The following is an 18075-nucleotide window of genomic DNA, read 5'->3' on the forward strand; positions in this document are numbered from 1 at the left end:
TAATTAAATTTGCGCTTAGCCATAAACCGTTAAGCGCGTTTTTACCAATTTTGCATTTCCACTAGCCGCGATTGCGTTCGCGCATATTCAAAGCTTAGCTTTTTACCCACATATAAATGCTCTATATTTACCTGAGCATTGATGATCAGTAATTTTTGACAGTCATAAAATTCATCCACTAATGCAATAAAGCGCCGAGCCTCGTCGTCTAAAGTGTGTTCTTCAAGCGTTTGCTTTTCCCGCTGGTAGCTATCTTCTATTCCATGCACAATCGTTTTACCCGTTGCGGTTTCACCCATTTTAGGCACATTATTAACGTACAACACATCAAACTGGGATGCTAAAAACATATAGTCGTTTGCACTACGTGGGCCTGAACATAAAGCCATAAAATCAATGATTACGGCTCTAGGCGCTTTTAATTGGTAGCTAAGTTTACGGCCGTGAATCGTAATTACATCTGAAAAAGTAACCTGTGAATTCGCTTGCACAAAAATAGCTTTAAAATCATCACTCGGTAAGTTGATATAATAGTGGCGGTTATTTTTACCATATCTAAAGCGATGATCCTCCTCACCGGCCACATTGACTATATGGCAGTGGTTGTTAATTAAATCGATAGTAGGTAAAAATCGCGCGCGTTGCAGACCGTTGCTATAAAGCTGTTCTGGTTTTGCATTAGAGGTAGCCACCAGCACTAAACCTTGCTCAAACATCGCTTTAAACAATCTAGCCATAATCATGGCATCGCCAATGTCGCTGACAAAAAACTCATCAAAACATAATACTTTAATGTTTTTAGCCCATTTTTTCGCTATCAATGTAAGCGGATTAGCGTGGCCTTGTAGCTCAGCTAATTGACTATGAACATGTGCTATAAAATGATGAAAGTGAAGTCGCTGTTTTTTTACCACTGGCACATTGTTATAAAATAAATCCATTAACATAGATTTACCGCGCCCTACCGGCCCATACAAATAAACTCCGTTTATATTTGGTGTTTTTTGCCACCATTTCACCGGTGTCTGAAGTTGTAGGCTTAAGGTATTTAATGCCATAACCGCACGTTGCTGGGCAGCATCGTACGTCAGCTCACCAGAGGCCACTTTGGCCTTATACAGGTTTAAAATTAGTGTGCTGTGCACTGTCATGGTATTTCACTATCGGCTATAATCGCGCCCATTGTAGCCGACTAAAAATGTGAACCAAAATGAAATTCCCTTGCCGTTTAGATAAATTTATTAGCCACTTAGCAGAAGTACCGCGCACGCAAGCCCGCGCCAGTATTAAGCGTAAAGAAGTAAGCGTAAATGGTGAGGTAATTACAGCACATAATTTTCAGTTAGCACAAAACGATGCCGTATTACATAACGGTGAGCCATTAGTATTTTTAGGTAAGCGTTACTTTATGCTAAATAAGCCAGTTGGTTATGTGTGCGCAAATAGTGACGACTTGCACAAAACAGTTTTTGACTTACTTGATGAGCCAAATATGAGTGACTTTCACGTAGCAGGTCGATTAGATATAGACACAACAGGCTTAGTCATAATCACTAACGATGGCGACTGGTCACATAAAATTACCTCACCACGCAGTAATAAATTTAAAACGTACCTAGTTGAAACCCAAGAACCAATTACCGACGAAGCGCTTGAGCAATTACGCGAAGGCGTTATGCTACACAATGAAAAAGATGCCACCCGCCCCGCTATTGCTGAGCGCTTAGCTAACTACGGTTTACGCTTATCAATTAGTGAAGGAAAGTACCATCAGGTAAAGCGCATGCTTTACGCCGTTGATAACAAAGTGGTTGAACTACACCGTGAGCAAATTGCGGGTATTAAGTTAGATGAAAACTTAGCGCCAGGCGAATACCGCTTGTTAACCGAGAACGAGATAAAACTATAGGCCGGTCTAATAACGAACCACTTTCCCTTACGATTTAATTTGCACTAAATCAAAGTCTGCCATGCCCGGTACAATCGCTTGTAAGCGAGATTCGGTGACATCTAACGTATTAAGGTATTCGCAATATTCTGACGCTTTTAGCTCTAATTGGTCTGCTTTTTTTTGCAATGACTTATCAATCTCTTTCGTGATGATATCCATGCGTTGACCCATATCGTTAATGCGATCCTCAATATTGCCTTCACGCGATTTAAACGCATCCCCTAAAGACACTAAAATAGCACCTAACGAGCCATGAACCGCCGAGTGGATTTTTTGGCTTATTTCTTTTGTAAAAAAGTCATCAATTTGAGAAAGTGATTGAGGAGCTATAAAAAAAAAGTCGTCGCCTCGCTTAAACTTATCCATCAACGCGCGTTCTACGTATTGCAGTTGGGTTTTAAGTACTTCAGGCTCTTTATCCGACATGCCCTCAACCACCTGCTCAATAGCACTCAGCCCTAAATTAACACCGTCGGTGGCTAAATTTACAAGTTCGGGTACTGTTTGGCGAATGCCTTGGCTAAATTGCTCCAGTACTTTGCTTTCATCTTCACCTAAATCAACCCAATAGCCACGAATAAAAAGCTGGGTATTGTTGTTAATTTGCACTCGTGTTTGGCCTTTATCAACAATTCGTATTACGTCATCGGTAATAATTAGACCATGTCTGAGTTCAACATCACACGGTTTTTGAGCAAAGGCAGCGGTACTTGAAAGTGCAATGGACAGCGATAAAATCGCACGAGATAAAAACGCCATATACACCTCAGAAAGACAAAAAATGGAAGGCAAGTAGGTTAACAAAAAACCAATTTTATGCAAGAAAAAACAGCGTTTGATACTATCGAAGCGCTGCTTATAAAGGCGTTTAAAGCTCAGGGCGTGTTAACCTGCACCCTTATAAAATTAAATGGGTGAACCTGGCGGTATAGGCAGAACCTTAAAGTTATTAGGCCACTCTCCATTGGCTAAAAAGTGTTTTACCTGCACTGCTAGATATTGCTTAAATGCGCTTTCACCGGTGCTTGTATTACTCAGCATAGTGTTTTGATTAAAGTCGTCACTTAGCTTAACTAAGTAATAACGAAGTTGGGCCTGTACCTCTGGGCTTACATTATTATTTGCCACTAAGTCAGCAAAGGTTTTTGCTGTTAAAAACTGTATACGCTGGGTTATTTTGCCTTTCATTGTGTCGGGCGACGATACATTATAAACATGGCTATACAACTGCTTTAATAACGCATCTAAACTGTAAAATTGGTTATTACGGGCTTGTTGTTGCGCTAAACGATTTAAGCGCTGTGGATTAAGCAACAACGATAAACTATGCTGCACTGCCACCTCTGGTAAAGCCATTGCATCAAGTGTTAACCCGGTACGCCCCACTACGCTTTCGCGCGATTTAGACTCACCATATGCTTTTGGCGGAATTAACGATAATACCGATTCAGGTATAACTAAATTTTTGGCTGTAAGCGTTGCTAAAATGGCATTAACTGCATCTTGTTGTACTTGCTTATCAACAACCTGAGCGCCTTGGACGGGCTCATCACCGCGCGTTTCATATTCGTAATTTACACCTGCAATTAACTTAACCACAGACTCAACTTGAAAACGATGAAATAAATAAAGTGGTACAAGCTTTTCTTCTAACTGAGATAGCGCAACACCGGACTTAATATTATTAATACCAAATTGCGAAAGTGCCTTTTTACGCACATCTAAAACACGTAAAAGCTCTTCTGATGGGTTAGCGCCGTTATCCCATAAGTGAGCCGTTGGATGAGCGCCCCCTTTAGCCCGCGCGTCAGAATCTGAAATAAACGCTAGCCCTTTGGCTTTATTCTCTTTTAAAATTGCGGCCAGCTCTGCGCTTTCATCTTGATTAGTAAAGTCGCTATAACCGTATTTAATTACCTGGGTATCCCATACGCCCATACCTGTTGCATAGCCTCGTGTTACATCAAGCTTGCCTTGTTCATTAAAGCTCAATAATGGGTGCGGGTAATCCATTACTGAGGCTCTATCACTTACTGATGCCGCAAAGTTATGGGCAATACCTAATGTATGGCCAATTTCATGGGCGCTTAACTGGCGAATACGATCAAGCGCCATAGCGTGTAAGTTTTTAGCAACTTCATCTCCTTTAAAATAAGGAGCAGCCAGCGCTTCTGCAATTAAAATATCTTGGCGAACACGAAGCGATCCTAAGGTTACATGTCCTTTTAATATTTCACCGGTGCGCGGATCAATAACTGAGCTTCCGTATGACCAGCCACGTGTTGCTCTATGCACCCATTGAATCACGTTGTAACGAATATCCATGGGATCAACATTAGTTGGTAATACTTTAACAATAAACGCGTTTTTATAACCTGCAGCGCTAAATGCATCATTCCACCACTTACCGCCTTCAAGTAAGGCGCTTTTAACTGGCTCTGGTACACCGGGATCTAAATAATAAACAATAGGTTCAACCGGCTCGCTAATAGGTAAGCTCGGATCTTTTTTTGCTAAGCGGTGACGCGGTATATAACGAACATACATCGACTCGCCTAAAGGCGCTGCGTAATCTTTGTGCTCAATGCTCCAAAAGCCCGATTGCGGGTTAAATTTACGTGGTGTGTAATTATCATCTGGTAATTGAATAAGTGAATGGTGCATATGTATGGTAACAGTGTACGGGTCGGCGCTAACTTGGCGTACAAACTTACCCGGCTTTGCGCCTTTAAATGTAAGCACGGCTTCCAGTTCGGTGTTTTTTACAAAAGCTTTTGAACGCGCCATGTAAACCGCACTTCGTGATTCATCAAGGTTAAAATTACCCTGCTTACGGGCAGCTAAGGTACGGCTTACTCCATGTACATCGCTCAATAAATAAGGTGTGTAATCAATAAGTGCCGTTCTTTTGTCTTCTGCAACCACTTTAAAGCCCGCCAATATGCTTGATGCAAATGCCTCTTTGATACTTTGCTGCTCGGCTTTGTTATTAGTGTTAGCACGGTAGTAAGTATTTACAGCACGCAGCATGACTTTATCGCCAAAGCGCTCAAACTGTACCAAATGCGTGTTGCCAAGCTGGCCTCGATCAAGTCCAATATCGTTTGACCCAACCCCGTATGGCAAACTTTGTTGTAATAAAAACTGCTGCTCAAACTTATCTACTTTTAAATACACTTTGCCGTTTTGGGTATCGTAATAAAATGAGTAGTACCCCGGAAAGTGGTTCATTTGTGTAGTAAATTCATCAATTGACTTAATTGCTGCGTGCGCTTGAGTTATGATAGAGCACAACACAGTAAAGAATATGTAACTTAGTAGTGGTATTTTTTTCATAATCTTATCTTTGTTATTGGCGTTTTAGGTACGATTAGGTGCCCCCATTATAGGGCGGTATTTAAACAATACAGATATTTAAGACGAATTTCAGCGCTCTAAACTAATCTCTCTCACATTATGATTAGTTTTAACACGTTATCAGGAAAATAGAATGCGTAGACTCCCTCCAGTATTGCTAGAAGACGGTTGCCCAAGAGAACTATTATCATTAATCCGAACTATTTTAGCGGCATGTAAAGAAATATCGTTTCGTGTTGGTCAAGGTGCGCTTTCTGGCGTATTAGGCTCAACACTTGATGAAAACATTCAAGGCGAAACGCAAAAAAAGCTCGATGTATTATCTAATCAGCTATTAAAAGATATTTTACTGGAGTCGGGCACAGTTAAAGCCATTGCCTCTGAAGAAGAAGACTACACCGTTGCAGGAAACCCCGACGCTAAATATATTGTGGCATTTGACCCACTTGATGGGTCGTCAAACACCGATATTAACTCGCTGGTAGGGACTATATTCTCAATTATGGAAGCGCCTGAAGGCTCAGATGCAGCAGACGAAAGTATTTTTATGCAACCTGGCCACAAGCAAGTTGCGGCAGGTTATGTACTTTACGGCCCATCAACGATGTTGGCGCTTAGTACAGGTAAAGGTACACGCATGTTCACCCTTGATAAAACCCAAGGGAGCTTTTTACTAACAGAAGACTTTGCCACTATACCTGCAGATACAAACGAGTTTGCGATTAATGCGTCTAATCAGCGTCATTGGCAACCCGCTATGCAAAATTACATAAATGATTTACTAGAAGGCGATACCGGCCCGCGCGCTAAAAACTTTAATATGCGCTGGATTGCGGCCATGGTAGGCGATGTTCACCGCGTACTAAGTCGAGGCGGTGTATTTACTTACCCAACTGATACTAAAGATCCTAATAAACCCAATAAACTGCGCCTGCTTTACGAAGCAAACCCAATGGCTATGCTTGTAGAACAAGCCGGCGGCATTGCCTCAACAGGCTCTGAACGTATTATGGATATTCAGCCAGACGCTATCCACCAGCGTGTAGCGGTTATTTTAGGATCTAAAAACGAAGTAGAAACCTGCTTGGGATATCACAAGTAACCACGTTGTCAAAAAATACTAAAACCGCATTTAATTTAAATGCGGTTTTAAGTTAACCCAAACTTTAACCCTTTAACAATGCCAGTATTTTTTCAAGCTTTTGGTGATCAAGCTCGCCCATTTGCTCGCTATTACTAAGCGCATAAATAACGCCCTCGTGTTGAGCGCAATCAACGTCTTTTCGTGACTCAATAACATTAGCCCAAAGCTCTAAGTCATCTAAATCTATTTCACCACTCAAACAGCGTTTAATTACATCAACTAATACATCAGTTTTTAATGTGTATAAGGGCGCTTGACCATATGCAGGCGTTGACACAATAACCGATATTGCATCGTCTCTTTGTGCCGAAAACGTAATAAATTCTGCTAAGGCTTTTTGTATATTCATAATGTTTGTTATTCTTGGTGCTCTACTGTTGATAAGAACTAAAATGACTCAAACAAACTGCAGCCAATGTAATACAGTGCTTAACTGTAATGTAAATAATATAACCGCATGTTGGTGTAACCAGTTACCTGCCATTTTACCCCTAGACGCAACAGCAACAAGCTGTTTGTGCCAAACCTGTACACTCAATAAAATTAATCACTACCTTGAAGAGCTTTATACTCAGCCAATTAAAAGCCAAATAGAGTTTGCAAAAGCATTTAGAGGAAACGATAACTTAATTGAAGAACTCGACTACACCATGCAAAATGGCTACATGGTATTTAGTAAGTGGTTTTTTTTAAAGCGAGGAACCTGCTGTAAAAATGGCTGTAAAAACTGCCCTTATGGATACAAGCTGTAAAAGGTTTCAAAGTGAATAAAACATTATTATCACCACAGAGAAGACAAGGAGCAGTGCTGGAGAAGTGATTTTAAAACCAATCAAACGTTACGCTCTACTCAGTGTAGCGCGCTGCGCCTCGGTGCTCTCGGTGGTAATAAACATTTAAAGTTACCCACACGTAGGCGTGAAGCTTGCTCACGCAAAGGTTGTTAATGTGACTATGTATAAATTAAACGTGCCAGCAAGCAAGGCGCCTACAAAAATTGCTTGTTATGGTATTTTCACTTATACATCTTTGGTGATAGGCAATGAATCACTCGCGCCCCACTCACTCCAAGAACCGTCATAAACACTTAAGTTTTTATAACCACATTCATCAGCAAATAAAGCTAAAATACACGCTGTAATACCTGATCCACAGCTAAATTGAATATACTCTGCAGTACCTACAGCGTTCTCAAATTTTTTCTTTATTTCTTCAAAAGCTTTAGCCTCGCCATCGGTTAATAAATCTAAAAAAGGCAATGAACGGCTTTGTGGTATATGTCCACCTCGCATGCCTTTTCGAGGTTCGCTCTCTTCGCCAGTAAAGCGCTTATAGGCACGCGCATCTAGCAATATAGTATTCACATCATCTATTGCTGCTAATACTTGCTGGCGGCCAATAAAGTAACTTGGATTATAACTTGCTTCAAAATTACCACACGTTAAAGCCTCACTATAACCTTGCTGCACTGCATAGCCGCAAGCTAACCACTTTTTAAGGCCGCCATTTAAAACCTTTACATTGTGATGCCCCATGGTTTTTAGCATCCACCACGCCCTTGCAGCACTAAATAAGCCGGCATCTTCGTATACCACAATAAACGAATCATGGTTTACACCTGCATGCTGCATAACCTGTGTAAACTGCTGTGCATTGCACATTGTGCTTGATAGCGGGTTTGATTTATCTGCCAGCTCATTTTTTATGTCAAACCGCTTTGCATTGGGTAGCATAGCTTCAGGCACATAAGTTCCTAAAACACCGGGGCGAAGCATACCCGCATCAAACAACACTAAATCAGGGTCGTTTAGCCTTTTTTGTAATTGCTGGCAGGTTATTAAGTTTTTGATTTGATACCCTTTTAATAATAAAGCGAATGGGGTTTGGAGTAATAATCAAAATATTACTGAATTATCGCTCTTCTAAGTTTTATGAAGGATTGCGAACTACTTCAATTATTTCCGTAGTTGAAATGGAAGGTGTTCTAGTTAAGTATTGTACGTCGCATAACGTTTTAAAGTTATCGAATTTACCAGCCCAATCATCCCCCATTACTAACAAATCTGCATCATGTTCTTTTATATAATCGCCTTTGAGCTCAAGGGAATGCTCTATAAAAATTTCATCGACACAGCGTAAAGAACTAATTATTTTAACTCTATCACTTTCGCTATAAACTGGAGTTCTACCCTTCTTTTGCATATTGAGTGCATCTGATGATATCCCAACAATTAAATAGTCACCTAAGGATTTGGCGCGTTCTAAAATGTTAATATGACCGACATGAACAATATCAAAGGTACCAAATGTAATAACTCGTTTCATTCATAACTCTCTAAGTAATTAACTATACGGTCAGCGCAATTTCCATCTATTTTTCCTGCAAGCTGCTCAATAATTTTTTTCCGGTTAAATCTAAATTCTTCAGATTCTGAGGCACACAACTGAACTGCAGATACAACATCGCTGAACTGTTCAGCCCTTTGACAAATTTTGTGAAAATAATTTATGTCCTCATCAAGCCGTGCCTTAAAACGATAAGAAAATATGCCTCTATAATTCCATCGTAGCTTGTAAAAGTCACACCATACAACAGGCTTATCAAGAGCTGCAAACTCAAATATAGCAGACGACGCGTCTGATAACATTATGTCTGCAACCGCTAAAAAAGGCGTTAAGTTAAATTCACTTTCACTTGTTAAATAAACATTATTATATTTTTGCCAGCGCATGATTTTACTTTTTTGTTTTTTATAACGCGGTTTAGACAAACTAAAAAAGTGTGGTTTTATAATAATATTATAATCAGGAAAACACTCTGGAAAATCATCGCTCATACACTCAATAGAGCTCGGATAAAAAGTGGGGGCATATAAAAGTGTTGGCTTATTCTTATCTAAACCCAACCCAGCCAAGTCAACTTTTTCGACTGAGTTGTTAATAATTGGATCTAATTTCGCATAGCCGCTATCAACAAAATTACCATTTGGATATAAGTTTTTTAATCGTTTTAAACGATGTTCACCTTCAACAAAGCGAACGGTAGTCGTTGTGTTTGATACATCGTAGTAGCAGCTTTTTGGACCTATGCCATGCTGCATTAATACACTTTTATTATTGAGTTTATCAACGTCTAAAAACGCATTACCAAACACGACCCAATCACACTCAACACCCTGATAGAAATCTAATGTATTTGATTTATCTTCCAACCAAATTGCTTTTATTGAATTCTCAACTGCGAATGTCTCGCAAATATCTATAAATTGTTTTTCTTGAGATCTATAAAATACTAATGCGCATTGATGGCCTCTATTTGATAATTTTTCAATTACAGGTATATATTGAGGTAAATAATAAATATGCTGGACGTCGAAATATACAAACATGAAAAATATACAATAAAGTAACAATATTATTCATTGTACATAAGTAATGGCTTGTATTGTAGGTAAACAGAAAATAATGTTTATCCACTATATGTTAATAATGTCGCTTCTTAATGGCGCCATTTTTGACAAAATTTTATTTTGAATAGGATGAGGTATGTTTTGCTCATTCATGGCATTCACCAACAAATCAACAACATGATTAAAATCTTTTTCTGTTATATTCATGCCGGTGTGTATGTCTACCATTGAATCACCTGCGTAGCTGTATTTACACGGACCATCGGTAAGCATGCACATATGCAGAATAAAACCTTGGCGAAAATGTGCTATGTTTGTGTGCTCAAAGTAGTGAAATACCTGCTCGTCATTGCCTATTTGGTTAATAAAGCTATCAATTAGTTTTTCTATGCCGGCGTTACCGCCAATTTGGTAATATAAAGTAGGCGGTGCTTTATTCGCACAGCCCATTAAAATACCTACACATAAAAACCCAACTGCAATTAACTTCATTACCAATACCCTGTTACCGATAAGTACCAACCGGTTTGATCGTCTGCCCCTGCAATACGCCCTAAATCTAAGTATGCGGCAGTTACACTCACATTTTTATTAGGCATCCAGGCAACAAAAACGTCTTTCCAGTCTTGCTCACCCAAGTTTAAGTTATTCGCTTTTTGACGATACTCAATACCGATTGCCAATTCACGACTTAAAAATACAGCGGTGCTACCTTCAAATAAAAACGCGCTGTCAGCATTACCGCCACCATAACCGAGTAGTCCCAGTTCATTGGCTTCACTATAGCGTGTTGTTACATTCCAAAACCAGTTATAACCTGCAAATGCACCTAAGTGAAGCTTACTGGCAGCCAAGTAATAATCTGTACCGCTGGTATCCTCTGCACCAACAAGTTTGGCTACGGTTCCGTCATCTAGCGATTTATGCTGTATACCTAAACTTAATTGCGGCCATTGGCTGTAAACAATATCACCATATAAACGTATTTTTGCACTGGTAATCGATTGCTCTATTTCTGTGTTAAGTGCTGGCACGTCAAACTCTTGTTTTGCGTAACTTAGCTCTACCCGATTAAATAAGTTTAACTGCGCACCACATACATTTAATGCGTAATCACTTACATCCGCTCGGCTACAAAAACCATTTACCGAAAATTCATCTTCGCTCGCATAACCTGCAAGCTGAGCCCAAGGCACAATACCGCCACCGCCGCTACCTTCAACTTGAGATACACCCGGTGTTGCTAGTAACTTTCCGCTACTGTTGGCAACCGTTGGCAAACTTATTAGCAATAAAACACTGACAAATAAATGCTTAATTTTTACCATAGTATTCTTCCAGCCATTGTTCTAATAAATCAGCTTTTAAAGGCCGGCTAAGGTAGTAACCTTGTGCATGGTCGCACTGCATTGTTTTAAGTAAAGCTAACGACTCTTCGGTTTCGACCCCTTCAGCCACCACCGAAAAACCTAACTGATGCCCAAGCGTAATTGACGACTGCACTATAAATTGATCTTTTTGAGAGGCATCTAGTTTTAAAATAAAACATTTATCGAGCTTAAGCTCATCAATAGGTAACATTTTTAAACGCCCCAGCGATGTTTGCCCTACCCCGTAATCGTCAAGCGATATTTTAACGCCAATTTGTTTTAAATCTTTAAGCGCTTTAATACCCTTTTCTTCGTTTTCTATCATGTCGCGCTCGGTTAATTCAATAGTGATTAACCTTGCATCCACATTATGTTTTTTTAGCGTAGCGACTAACGCGGCATGAAACCCCGGAAACGCAATATCTTGTGCCGATACATTAATAGCGGCTTGAAGCTCAATGCCCTTCGATTTCCAGTCGGCAACTTGTGCAACTACGGTATTTATTACCCATGCAGTTAGTTCAACAATTAGCCCTGAGCGCTCTGCTAAATCAATAAATAACTCGGGATTAACCCAGCTGCCATCTTTACGCTGCCAACGAATAAGCGACTCAACTTTATCTATTTTTTGAGTTTGCATATGCAGCTTAGGCTGGTAGGTCATAAACAGCTGACCATCGTCGTCGCTAATAGCTTGCTTTAATTCATCAAGCATAATTAAACGATCTAAGTGGGCCTCGTCCTCGCCATCTTGATAATAATGTATATGGTTTTGGTTATTGGCCGCATTTTCTACGGCAATAAGCACTCGCCTTACTAAGTCATCACTGGCAGTACCTTGCGATGGGTACTGCAATACCCCGGTACTAAACTGTAAGTTAATTTTTAACTTTTGAATGGTATAACACTCTTGAAGCCTAGCAATTAATCCCTCTATGCCGCACTTTTTCTCGCTAACCGCAGTGCTTGGAAATACCGTTAAAAACTCATCTCCCCCAATACGCGCATGAATCCCACCAAACTCATCCGAAAACTCACTAATTCTGCATGCCACGGTTTTTATACATTCATCGCCAATGCGCGGGCCCAGCTTATCGTTTATATGGCGTAACCCTTTTATATCTATTGCTAGAAGCGTATATTGAGTTAATTCGCTTAATTCTTTGTCCAACACTTCTAACATCGCAGAGCGATTATAAAAGCCGGTTAAAGTATCGTGTCGCGCCTGAAAACTAATTTGTTGTTCACGCTTGTTGATGTCGTTACCCATGTTGTCGAACGCATTAACTAAGGTCGTTATTTCCGTGCTTTGTTTTTTACCTTTAAACTGAAAATTATAATTACCCTGTGCAAACTGCTTGGCAATTACAACCAACTGAGAAAGCGGCGTTGTTAAGTTATTTGCTAATAAGCTACTTGTTATTACACCTACAAACATGGTTAAGATAGACAAAATAATAAGGGTAAAAAATAGCTTTTCAAAATCGCTATAGCTTTGTGTTAAATCGGCACTTAATAAAATAATAATTGGGTGTGTTGCCAAAGAGGCTAAATTAATATCTCGGTTTCGGTAAACCGGGTACTCGCCAAATATTCGTGAGGTGGTGGCTGAGTTAAAATAACTCACGGGTTCAAAAGGCGCTGGGCGCTCATCTAACGAGCTAATAACTAGGTTGTCGGCACTGCCTACAAAACTTACGTCCATGCCTGTTAAGCTTTTAAGTTCGCTTGCAACACTGTCGTCTATTTTAAAGCCCACTAAACTGTAAGCTATGGTTCTTGGGGCTTTTACAGGTAATAAAATAACCTGGTAAAGCTCATTGTTTAACACTACAAATGTAGATTGCTCTTGTGCGTTAAAAAGCTCTGCGAGTAAAGGTCGCAAGTCGTCTTCAAAGGCGCCTTGCTCTAAATTTGACGAAATTAGCTGACCCGATAAATCTATAAGCAACATTAATTGCGCGTCTATCCGTTGGCTGTGATTATACAAAACACTGCTTATGGTACCCGCATCGCGCGTGGCAACCGCTTGTTTAAAACCAAAATCGGCAGTTAATACTTTAGCTGCTGTTAACAATAGGCTTTCTTTTGAGGTTAAATATTGCTTATAAACGTTTTGCGCAACACTTATGTCTTGGTCTACTTTTTGTTCTTGAAACTGACTTGTTGACCACCAAAAACTAGCAACACTCACCAGCGTTGTTAATAACACCAGCCCTACGCAGAGCGAGGTAATTCGGTTTTTTAAACTATGAGTCATTACCAGCCTTAAATTTGCTACCAAAGGTGTTTCTTGGTGCTGGTGTAGATGTGTTTATCGTTATGGTGTGTTTGCTTTTAGCGCTTACTGTTATAATTTTTTTATTCTCCAAAGGTGCTGTTTGCAAAGCATGCCATATGCTTAATTCAATCGGTAATAGGTTATTTGGCAAGGTTACTTTGCCTTGCTCATTTGTTTTATAAACATGTTTGCTACCTGCCACATAGATGTAGCCAACCATAGAGTCGTGAATATTACACCCCAAAACAACGACCCCTTGATTATCAAAAGTAATCGGTGCTTTTGGTTGCCCTGAATATAACTTTAGCTGAAAAGGCTTAGCTTGCGAAAAAGAATACACATGATGGCGAATATTATCGCTATTTGGAAAGTCAACTTGCTGCCCTTTTTGCACAACTAATAGCTCTGGCAAAAACTGTTTATGAACTTGGTCCATAGTGGCTACAGGAAGATTTGGCTTGGCTAATTGCTCGGCGTTAAAGTGTAGCTCAATAACAGCATTTGCTAGTTTACTACCGTGTTGATCTTCTACTACCAACTCCAGTGCAGCGGCGTCAAAAAAGTAACCAAAAAACAAACCCATGGTTAAAAAACGGCAACTTTTAGTTATTTTTTGCAAACAACGTTCAAACATAACAACACCTAACTATTAACGTTAGGTTAAGGTAATTAATTACAGGGGTTAATTGCAAGGAATATAGCCCAGTAACTAAAAATAAAAAGTTAGCCACTGGGTTTTTTAGTTCTTTAGTATGGCTATTTTACAATTAAGCCATAATCAGCGTCTAAAATAGAAATGACCTCTTGGCGCGGATCTTCAGGAATAGTAATTGCTTCACCAACTATTTTACTGGCAATACCCACATAAGTATTAGACACTTTAAGCATGACTGATTCGGGTAAAATATACTCTTTTGCTAATTTTTCACGCTCAGCCATGCGATCTTTGTTTAGTAATACGTCGCTTTCTGGCACGTTATTAATTAACAATTGGCGAAAGCCTTCTTTAGAGTTTTCAACAATTTTACCATCTCGATACGCAGCGCCATCCCATATACGCGATGAATCTGGTGTACCCACTTCGTCGATATAAATAAGCTGTTGTGCACCATTTAGGTCTTCTACATAACCAAATTCAAACTTGGTATCTACAAAAATTTGGTCAAGCTTGGCAAGCTCTTTACTAATTAAGCCAAAGCCTTCTACTAACAGCTTTTCGTATTTTGCAACGTCGTCTGCCGACTTAAAATTAAATACGTCTAGGTTATTTGTTATGTTCTCGCGGGTAATGTTTACATCGTCTACTGGCGGTATGTCGGCAACGCCTTCAATAATCCCCTTGGTTGATGGCGTAATAAGTACATTATCGAGTTTTTGATTCGCGTTTAACCCTTCAGGTAAATCTATACCGCAAAAGTTACGTGTCCCTTTAGCGTAATCACGCCACATGCTACCCGTAATATATTGGCGCGCTATCGCCTCTACCTTAACTGTGCTTGCTTTACGCACAATCCATACATATGGGTGCGGAATATCCACAATATGATTGCCAGCTAAGCCTGCTTCGTCAAATAATTTAAACCAATATGATGCAACGGTGTTAAGTGCTATCCCCTTACCCGGCACACCATTTAAGCCATTTTCACCTTGCCAAATACAATCAAACGCTGAAATACGGTCCGAAATCACCATAATAGCCAGCTCAGTACCTGCGGGTACTTTGTAGCCTTTATCTTTAATTAATCGTGCACTGTCTTCGTCTGTTAGCCAATAAACTGAACGCACTTTACCACTGTGTACTTCACCTTTGGTGCGGATGGGTAAATCATCGTTTACGTCTAAAACTTTATAGCTAGTCATGCTATCTCCGGGGTTAGGGATGCTCTATGAGCAAAGTATGGTATGGGGTTATGTGCGGTATGATAATCCAGCCAACTTCAAAGCTCAATCTTGGGCTTGAAACTAAATAACTTGAACTTTGGTTAAGAGATTTAGCAAGAATATTTATATGGTTGTCACAATCGGGTAAACTGGCTGTGCTAAAGAGTCGAGGAGCTAGCTTGAACTACTTAACCACCACCAAAAATAAAAAATACTTAATGTATATATCTCAAAATTATTCATACGCAATTTTGAGGCCTATTCAGGCGGCCATATTAGCGAACGGTGGTCAGGTACGCTGGTTTTTACAAGGTAGCTCTGTAAACCCTGACTTTTTAACACTCGATGAAATACGCCTTAATTCAATAGACGACATTCACAACTGGAAACCCGATGCTACGTTTGCACCGGCTAATTTAATTCCTACGTTTTTTCCGGGTATTAAAGTGGGTGTATTTCATGGTTTTGATGCAGGAAAACTTGATAAAAAAGGTAACAACGACCACCTAAAAGCAAGGGGCTGCTTTGATCTTTACTGTACCCAAGGCCCCAATACCACAGTGCCATTTAAAGCCTTACAAAAAAAGCTTGGTTATTTTAAAGTGACTGAAACTGGCTGGCCAACGCTCGACCGCTTGTTTACTGGCGAATTACAAACCCCATATACCAGCAAAGCCGACACTCGCCCTACACTTTTAATTTGTTCTACTTTTTCAAAACGTTTATCACTTGCGCCTAAACTTTACGAGCAAATAAAGCACTTTAGCGAAACAGGAAAGTGGCGCATATTAATGCAGTTTCATCCTAAAATGCCTATTGAGCTTGTTAATAAATACAAAGCATTAAGTAATCAAAACTTAACGTTTATTGAAACCGACGACGTAGTCCCCTTATTAAAATCGGCCGATGTAATGCTGTGTGATACCTCGTCGGTGCTTTTAATGTTTATAGTGCAACGCAAGCCTGTGGTGACCTTTTGTAATAATGCCCCAGACAAGCATTTACTAAACGTAACAGATCCTAATAAGCTAGAAGACGCGATAGACCTTGCATTTACCTACCCTAAAACATTGATGCAAAATATAGAAAGCTATTGCCAACAGCTGCACCCATACACAGACGGTAAATCAAGTGAGCGAGTAGTGGCTGCAACGAATGAGTTTTTACTTAGTGACGAAAAGCTAAAACCTAAACCGTTTAATATTATTAGGCAGTTTAAAACGCGCAAAAACCTTAATTATTGGAAGTGGTAAACAAAACAATGATAAGCCTTAATAACGTTACTTTTAAATGGAATAAAAACGATAAAACGCCCACGCTAACTATTAGCAAACTTAATATTGAAAAAGGCCAACATGTTTTTTTACATGGCTCAAGTGGTTCGGGCAAATCAACGTTACTTGCCTTGCTTGCCGGTATAAATGAAGCCACCAGCGGCAATGTCACGTTATTAAACTACACCTTAAATACCCTAAGTAACACTCAACGAGATGTATTTAGAGCTGACCACATTGGTATTATTTTTCAAAACTTCAACTTACTTCCTTACCTATCGCCTATTGAAAACGTAATGCTGGGCTGCCAATTTTCAAAAAAGCGCCAACAAAAAGCATTAAGCCACTCTGCCACGTTAAATAATGAAGCAACACGGTTATTAAACGCGCTAGGTTTAGCCAAGCAATATCATAATAAAAGTGTGGCAGAATTAAGCATTGGCCAACAACAACGCGTGGCCGCCGCACGCGCATTTATTGGTAACCCAGAAATTATAATTGCCGACGAGCCAACTTCAGCCCTTGATACACAAAACCGCGAAAGCTTTATTAACTTATTGTTTGAACAAGCGAGTAATACAAACAGCACACTGATATTTGTAAGCCACGACGAAAACTTAAAGCCGCTGTTTAATCGCTCAATCGACTTAGTAAGTTTGCAGGAGGCATTATGATCCTTACAAAGCTTGCTTTTAAAAGCCTATTAAATAGACGTGCAAGTGTTGTTTTAACACTGTTTACCATTGCCGTTAGCGTTATGCTATTGCTAAGTATTGAGCGTGTTAGAGTTGATGCTAAAAGTAGCTTTAGCAATACTATTTCGGGCACCGATTTAATTGTAGGAGCCCGCACCGGCGATATTCAATTACTGCTTTCATCGGTATTTCGAATTGGCCACACCAATAATGGTGTAAGCTGGCAAAGCTACAAATACATAACAAGCCAACGCGGCGTAAAGTGGAGCATTCCTATTAGCCTTGGCGACAGCCACAAAGGCCAAGCTGTGTTAGGCACAACACCCGATTACTTTAGCCATTACCGCTTTGCTAAAAAACAACATTTGAGTTTTAGTGCAGGTAATCCTTTTAGCACTATTCACGGCGTGGTATTGGGCAGTGAGGTAGCTACAAAACTAGGCTATAAGCTGGGCGATAGCATTGTAATATCCCACGGTATGGGTAATACCAGTTTTCATCATCACAACGACAACCCGTTTGAAGTAGTCGGCATTTTAAACCCGACGGGTACCCCGGTCGACAAAACACTGCATATACCGCTTGCCGCTATTGATTTAATTCACGGCGGTAACGCAAGTCATAATCACGGTGAGCACGGTGAGCACGGTGAGCACGGTGAGCACGGTGAGCACGGTGAGCACGGTGAGCACGGTGAGCACGGTGAGCACGG

At 40.0% G+C, this 18075-nt stretch carries 18 protein-coding genes; 6 read left to right on the forward strand and 12 right to left on the reverse strand.

Annotated elements, in window-relative coordinates; translation table 11 throughout:
• Nucleotides 1-41 precede the first annotated feature (41 nt).
• Nucleotides 42-1151 (reverse strand): cell division protein ZapE, encoded by a 1110-nt coding sequence (gene zapE / locus R0J88_RS17235; RefSeq protein ID WP_410900532.1) that lies wholly within the window; start codon nt 1149-1151, stop codon nt 42-44.
• Nucleotides 1152-1210: 59 nt separating this feature from the next.
• Here zapE and rsuA point away from each other — a divergent pair, with 59 nt between their 5' ends.
• Nucleotides 1211-1909 carry a 16S rRNA pseudouridine(516) synthase RsuA gene (gene rsuA / locus R0J88_RS17240; RefSeq protein ID WP_276756363.1) on the forward strand — a complete coding sequence of 233 codons (699 nt, stop codon included), beginning with the start codon at nt 1211-1213 and terminating at the stop codon, nt 1907-1909.
• 27 nt (nt 1910-1936) lie between these two features.
• Here the strand turns inward: rsuA and R0J88_RS17245 are convergent, their stop codons facing one another.
• Together R0J88_RS17245 and R0J88_RS17250 are read right to left on the reverse strand one after the other, a co-directional pair.
• Nucleotides 1937-2710: a YggN family protein gene (locus R0J88_RS17245; protein ID WP_006792053.1), complete on the reverse strand. Its 774-nt coding sequence runs from the start codon at nt 2708-2710 to the stop codon at nt 1937-1939.
• Between the two features lie 147 nt (nt 2711-2857).
• The gene (locus R0J88_RS17250) at nt 2858-5287 is read right to left on the reverse strand and encodes a zinc-dependent metalloprotease (RefSeq protein ID WP_410900533.1); all 2430 of its coding nucleotides are present in this window, start codon (nt 5285-5287) and stop codon (nt 2858-2860) included.
• A 154-nt stretch (nt 5288-5441) separates the two neighbouring features.
• Between R0J88_RS17250 and R0J88_RS17255 the strand changes: the two genes are divergently transcribed.
• Nucleotides 5442-6410 carry a class 1 fructose-bisphosphatase gene (locus R0J88_RS17255; RefSeq protein WP_006792050.1) on the forward strand — a complete coding sequence of 323 codons (969 nt, stop codon included), beginning with the start codon at nt 5442-5444 and terminating at the stop codon, nt 6408-6410.
• Nucleotides 6411-6474: 64 nt separating this feature from the next.
• On the opposite strand, the gene R0J88_RS17260 is transcribed toward R0J88_RS17255, so the two are convergent.
• The gene (locus tag R0J88_RS17260; RefSeq protein WP_410900534.1) at nt 6475-6801 is read right to left on the reverse strand and encodes a hypothetical protein; all 327 of its coding nucleotides are present in this window, start codon (nt 6799-6801) and stop codon (nt 6475-6477) included.
• Between the two features lie 43 nt (nt 6802-6844).
• Here R0J88_RS17260 and R0J88_RS17265 point away from each other — a divergent pair, with 43 nt between their 5' ends.
• Nucleotides 6845-7204 (forward strand): DUF5522 domain-containing protein, encoded by a 360-nt coding sequence (locus R0J88_RS17265; protein WP_138739960.1) that lies wholly within the window; start codon nt 6845-6847, stop codon nt 7202-7204.
• Nucleotides 7205-7471: 267 nt separating this feature from the next.
• Here the strand turns inward: R0J88_RS17265 and R0J88_RS17270 are convergent, their stop codons facing one another.
• The 8 genes from R0J88_RS17270 to R0J88_RS17305 form a co-directional block, all read right to left on the reverse strand.
• Nucleotides 7472-8302 (reverse strand): sulfurtransferase, encoded by an 831-nt coding sequence (locus R0J88_RS17270; protein ID WP_410900541.1) that lies wholly within the window; start codon nt 8300-8302, stop codon nt 7472-7474.
• Between the two features lie 79 nt (nt 8303-8381).
• Nucleotides 8382-8777 (reverse strand): adenylyltransferase/cytidyltransferase family protein, encoded by a 396-nt coding sequence (locus R0J88_RS17275; RefSeq protein ID WP_039036343.1) that lies wholly within the window; start codon nt 8775-8777, stop codon nt 8382-8384.
• The gene (locus R0J88_RS17280) at nt 8774-9841 is read right to left on the reverse strand and encodes a CDP-glycerol glycerophosphotransferase family protein (protein WP_058428315.1); all 1068 of its coding nucleotides are present in this window, start codon (nt 9839-9841) and stop codon (nt 8774-8776) included. Before R0J88_RS17280 ends, R0J88_RS17275 begins: the two co-directional genes overlap by 4 nt.
• A gap of 87 nt (nt 9842-9928) precedes the next feature.
• Entirely contained in the window at nt 9929-10354 is a 426-nt protein-coding gene (locus tag R0J88_RS17285) for a group I truncated hemoglobin (RefSeq protein ID WP_243532612.1), read from the reverse strand.
• Nucleotides 10354-11190, reverse strand: coding sequence for a DUF3034 family protein (locus R0J88_RS17290; RefSeq protein ID WP_058428313.1), 837 nt, complete (start codon nt 11188-11190; stop codon nt 10354-10356). Before R0J88_RS17290 ends, R0J88_RS17285 begins: the two co-directional genes overlap by 1 nt.
• On the reverse strand, nt 11177-13492 hold the full coding sequence (locus tag R0J88_RS17295; RefSeq protein ID WP_410900535.1) for an EAL domain-containing protein: 2316 nt from the start codon (nt 13490-13492) through the stop codon (nt 11177-11179). Before R0J88_RS17295 ends, R0J88_RS17290 begins: the two co-directional genes overlap by 14 nt.
• On the reverse strand, nt 13482-14147 hold the full coding sequence (locus R0J88_RS17300; protein ID WP_410900536.1) for a methylamine utilization protein: 666 nt from the start codon (nt 14145-14147) through the stop codon (nt 13482-13484). Before R0J88_RS17300 ends, R0J88_RS17295 begins: the two co-directional genes overlap by 11 nt.
• Before the next feature lie 122 nt (nt 14148-14269).
• On the reverse strand, nt 14270-15373 hold the full coding sequence (locus tag R0J88_RS17305) for a phosphoribosylaminoimidazolesuccinocarboxamide synthase (RefSeq protein ID WP_410900537.1): 1104 nt from the start codon (nt 15371-15373) through the stop codon (nt 14270-14272).
• A 200-nt stretch (nt 15374-15573) separates the two neighbouring features.
• On the opposite strand from R0J88_RS17305, the gene R0J88_RS17310 reads away from it, so the two are divergent.
• The 3 genes from R0J88_RS17310 to R0J88_RS17320 all read left to right on the forward strand — a co-directional run.
• Complete coding sequence (locus R0J88_RS17310) at nt 15574-16647, forward strand: CDP-glycerol glycerophosphotransferase family protein (protein WP_410900538.1); 1074 nt, start codon at nt 15574-15576, stop codon at nt 16645-16647.
• A gap of 8 nt (nt 16648-16655) precedes the next feature.
• Nucleotides 16656-17342 (forward strand): ABC transporter ATP-binding protein, encoded by a 687-nt coding sequence (locus R0J88_RS17315; RefSeq protein WP_410900539.1) that lies wholly within the window; start codon nt 16656-16658, stop codon nt 17340-17342.
• Nucleotides 17339-18075, forward strand: a 737-nt coding sequence (locus R0J88_RS17320; RefSeq protein ID WP_410900540.1) for an ABC transporter permease, incomplete at its 3' end; no start/stop codon positions are given. The genes R0J88_RS17315 and R0J88_RS17320, both read left to right, overlap by 4 nt.

The organism is Pseudoalteromonas sp. SIMBA_162, from assembly GCF_046535955.1.
Taxonomy (GTDB): Bacteria; Pseudomonadota; Gammaproteobacteria; order Enterobacterales; family Alteromonadaceae; genus Pseudoalteromonas; species Pseudoalteromonas marina.

Excerpts from the sequence above, each read along its gene's own strand:
- R0J88_RS17265 (WP_138739960.1), top strand. The coding sequence starts at position 6,845 with ATGACTCAAACAAACTGCAGCCAATGTAATACAGTGCTTAACTGTAAT.
- R0J88_RS17305 (WP_410900537.1), bottom strand. The coding sequence starts at position 15,373 with ATGACTAGCTATAAAGTTTTAGACGTAAACGATGATTTACCCATCCGC.
- R0J88_RS17300 (WP_410900536.1), bottom strand. The coding sequence starts at position 14,147 with ATGTTTGAACGTTGTTTGCAAAAAATAACTAAAAGTTGCCGTTTTTTA.
- R0J88_RS17290 (WP_058428313.1), bottom strand. The coding sequence starts at position 11,190 with ATGGTAAAAATTAAGCATTTATTTGTCAGTGTTTTATTGCTAATAAGT.
- R0J88_RS17285 (WP_243532612.1), bottom strand. The coding sequence starts at position 10,354 with ATGAAGTTAATTGCAGTTGGGTTTTTATGTGTAGGTATTTTAATGGGC.
- rsuA (WP_276756363.1), top strand. The coding sequence starts at position 1,211 with ATGAAATTCCCTTGCCGTTTAGATAAATTTATTAGCCACTTAGCAGAA.
- R0J88_RS17275 (WP_039036343.1), bottom strand. The coding sequence starts at position 8,777 with ATGAAACGAGTTATTACATTTGGTACCTTTGATATTGTTCATGTCGGT.
- R0J88_RS17315 (WP_410900539.1), top strand. The coding sequence starts at position 16,656 with ATGATAAGCCTTAATAACGTTACTTTTAAATGGAATAAAAACGATAAA.
- R0J88_RS17255 (WP_006792050.1), top strand. The coding sequence starts at position 5,442 with ATGCGTAGACTCCCTCCAGTATTGCTAGAAGACGGTTGCCCAAGAGAA.
- R0J88_RS17245 (WP_006792053.1), bottom strand. The coding sequence starts at position 2,710 with ATGGCGTTTTTATCTCGTGCGATTTTATCGCTGTCCATTGCACTTTCA.
- R0J88_RS17280 (WP_058428315.1), bottom strand. The coding sequence starts at position 9,841 with ATGTTTGTATATTTCGACGTCCAGCATATTTATTATTTACCTCAATAT.
- R0J88_RS17260 (WP_410900534.1), bottom strand. The coding sequence starts at position 6,801 with ATGAATATACAAAAAGCCTTAGCAGAATTTATTACGTTTTCGGCACAA.
- R0J88_RS17295 (WP_410900535.1), bottom strand. The coding sequence starts at position 13,492 with ATGACTCATAGTTTAAAAAACCGAATTACCTCGCTCTGCGTAGGGCTG.
- zapE (WP_410900532.1), bottom strand. The coding sequence starts at position 1,151 with ATGACAGTGCACAGCACACTAATTTTAAACCTGTATAAGGCCAAAGTG.
- R0J88_RS17250 (WP_410900533.1), bottom strand. The coding sequence starts at position 5,287 with ATGAAAAAAATACCACTACTAAGTTACATATTCTTTACTGTGTTGTGC.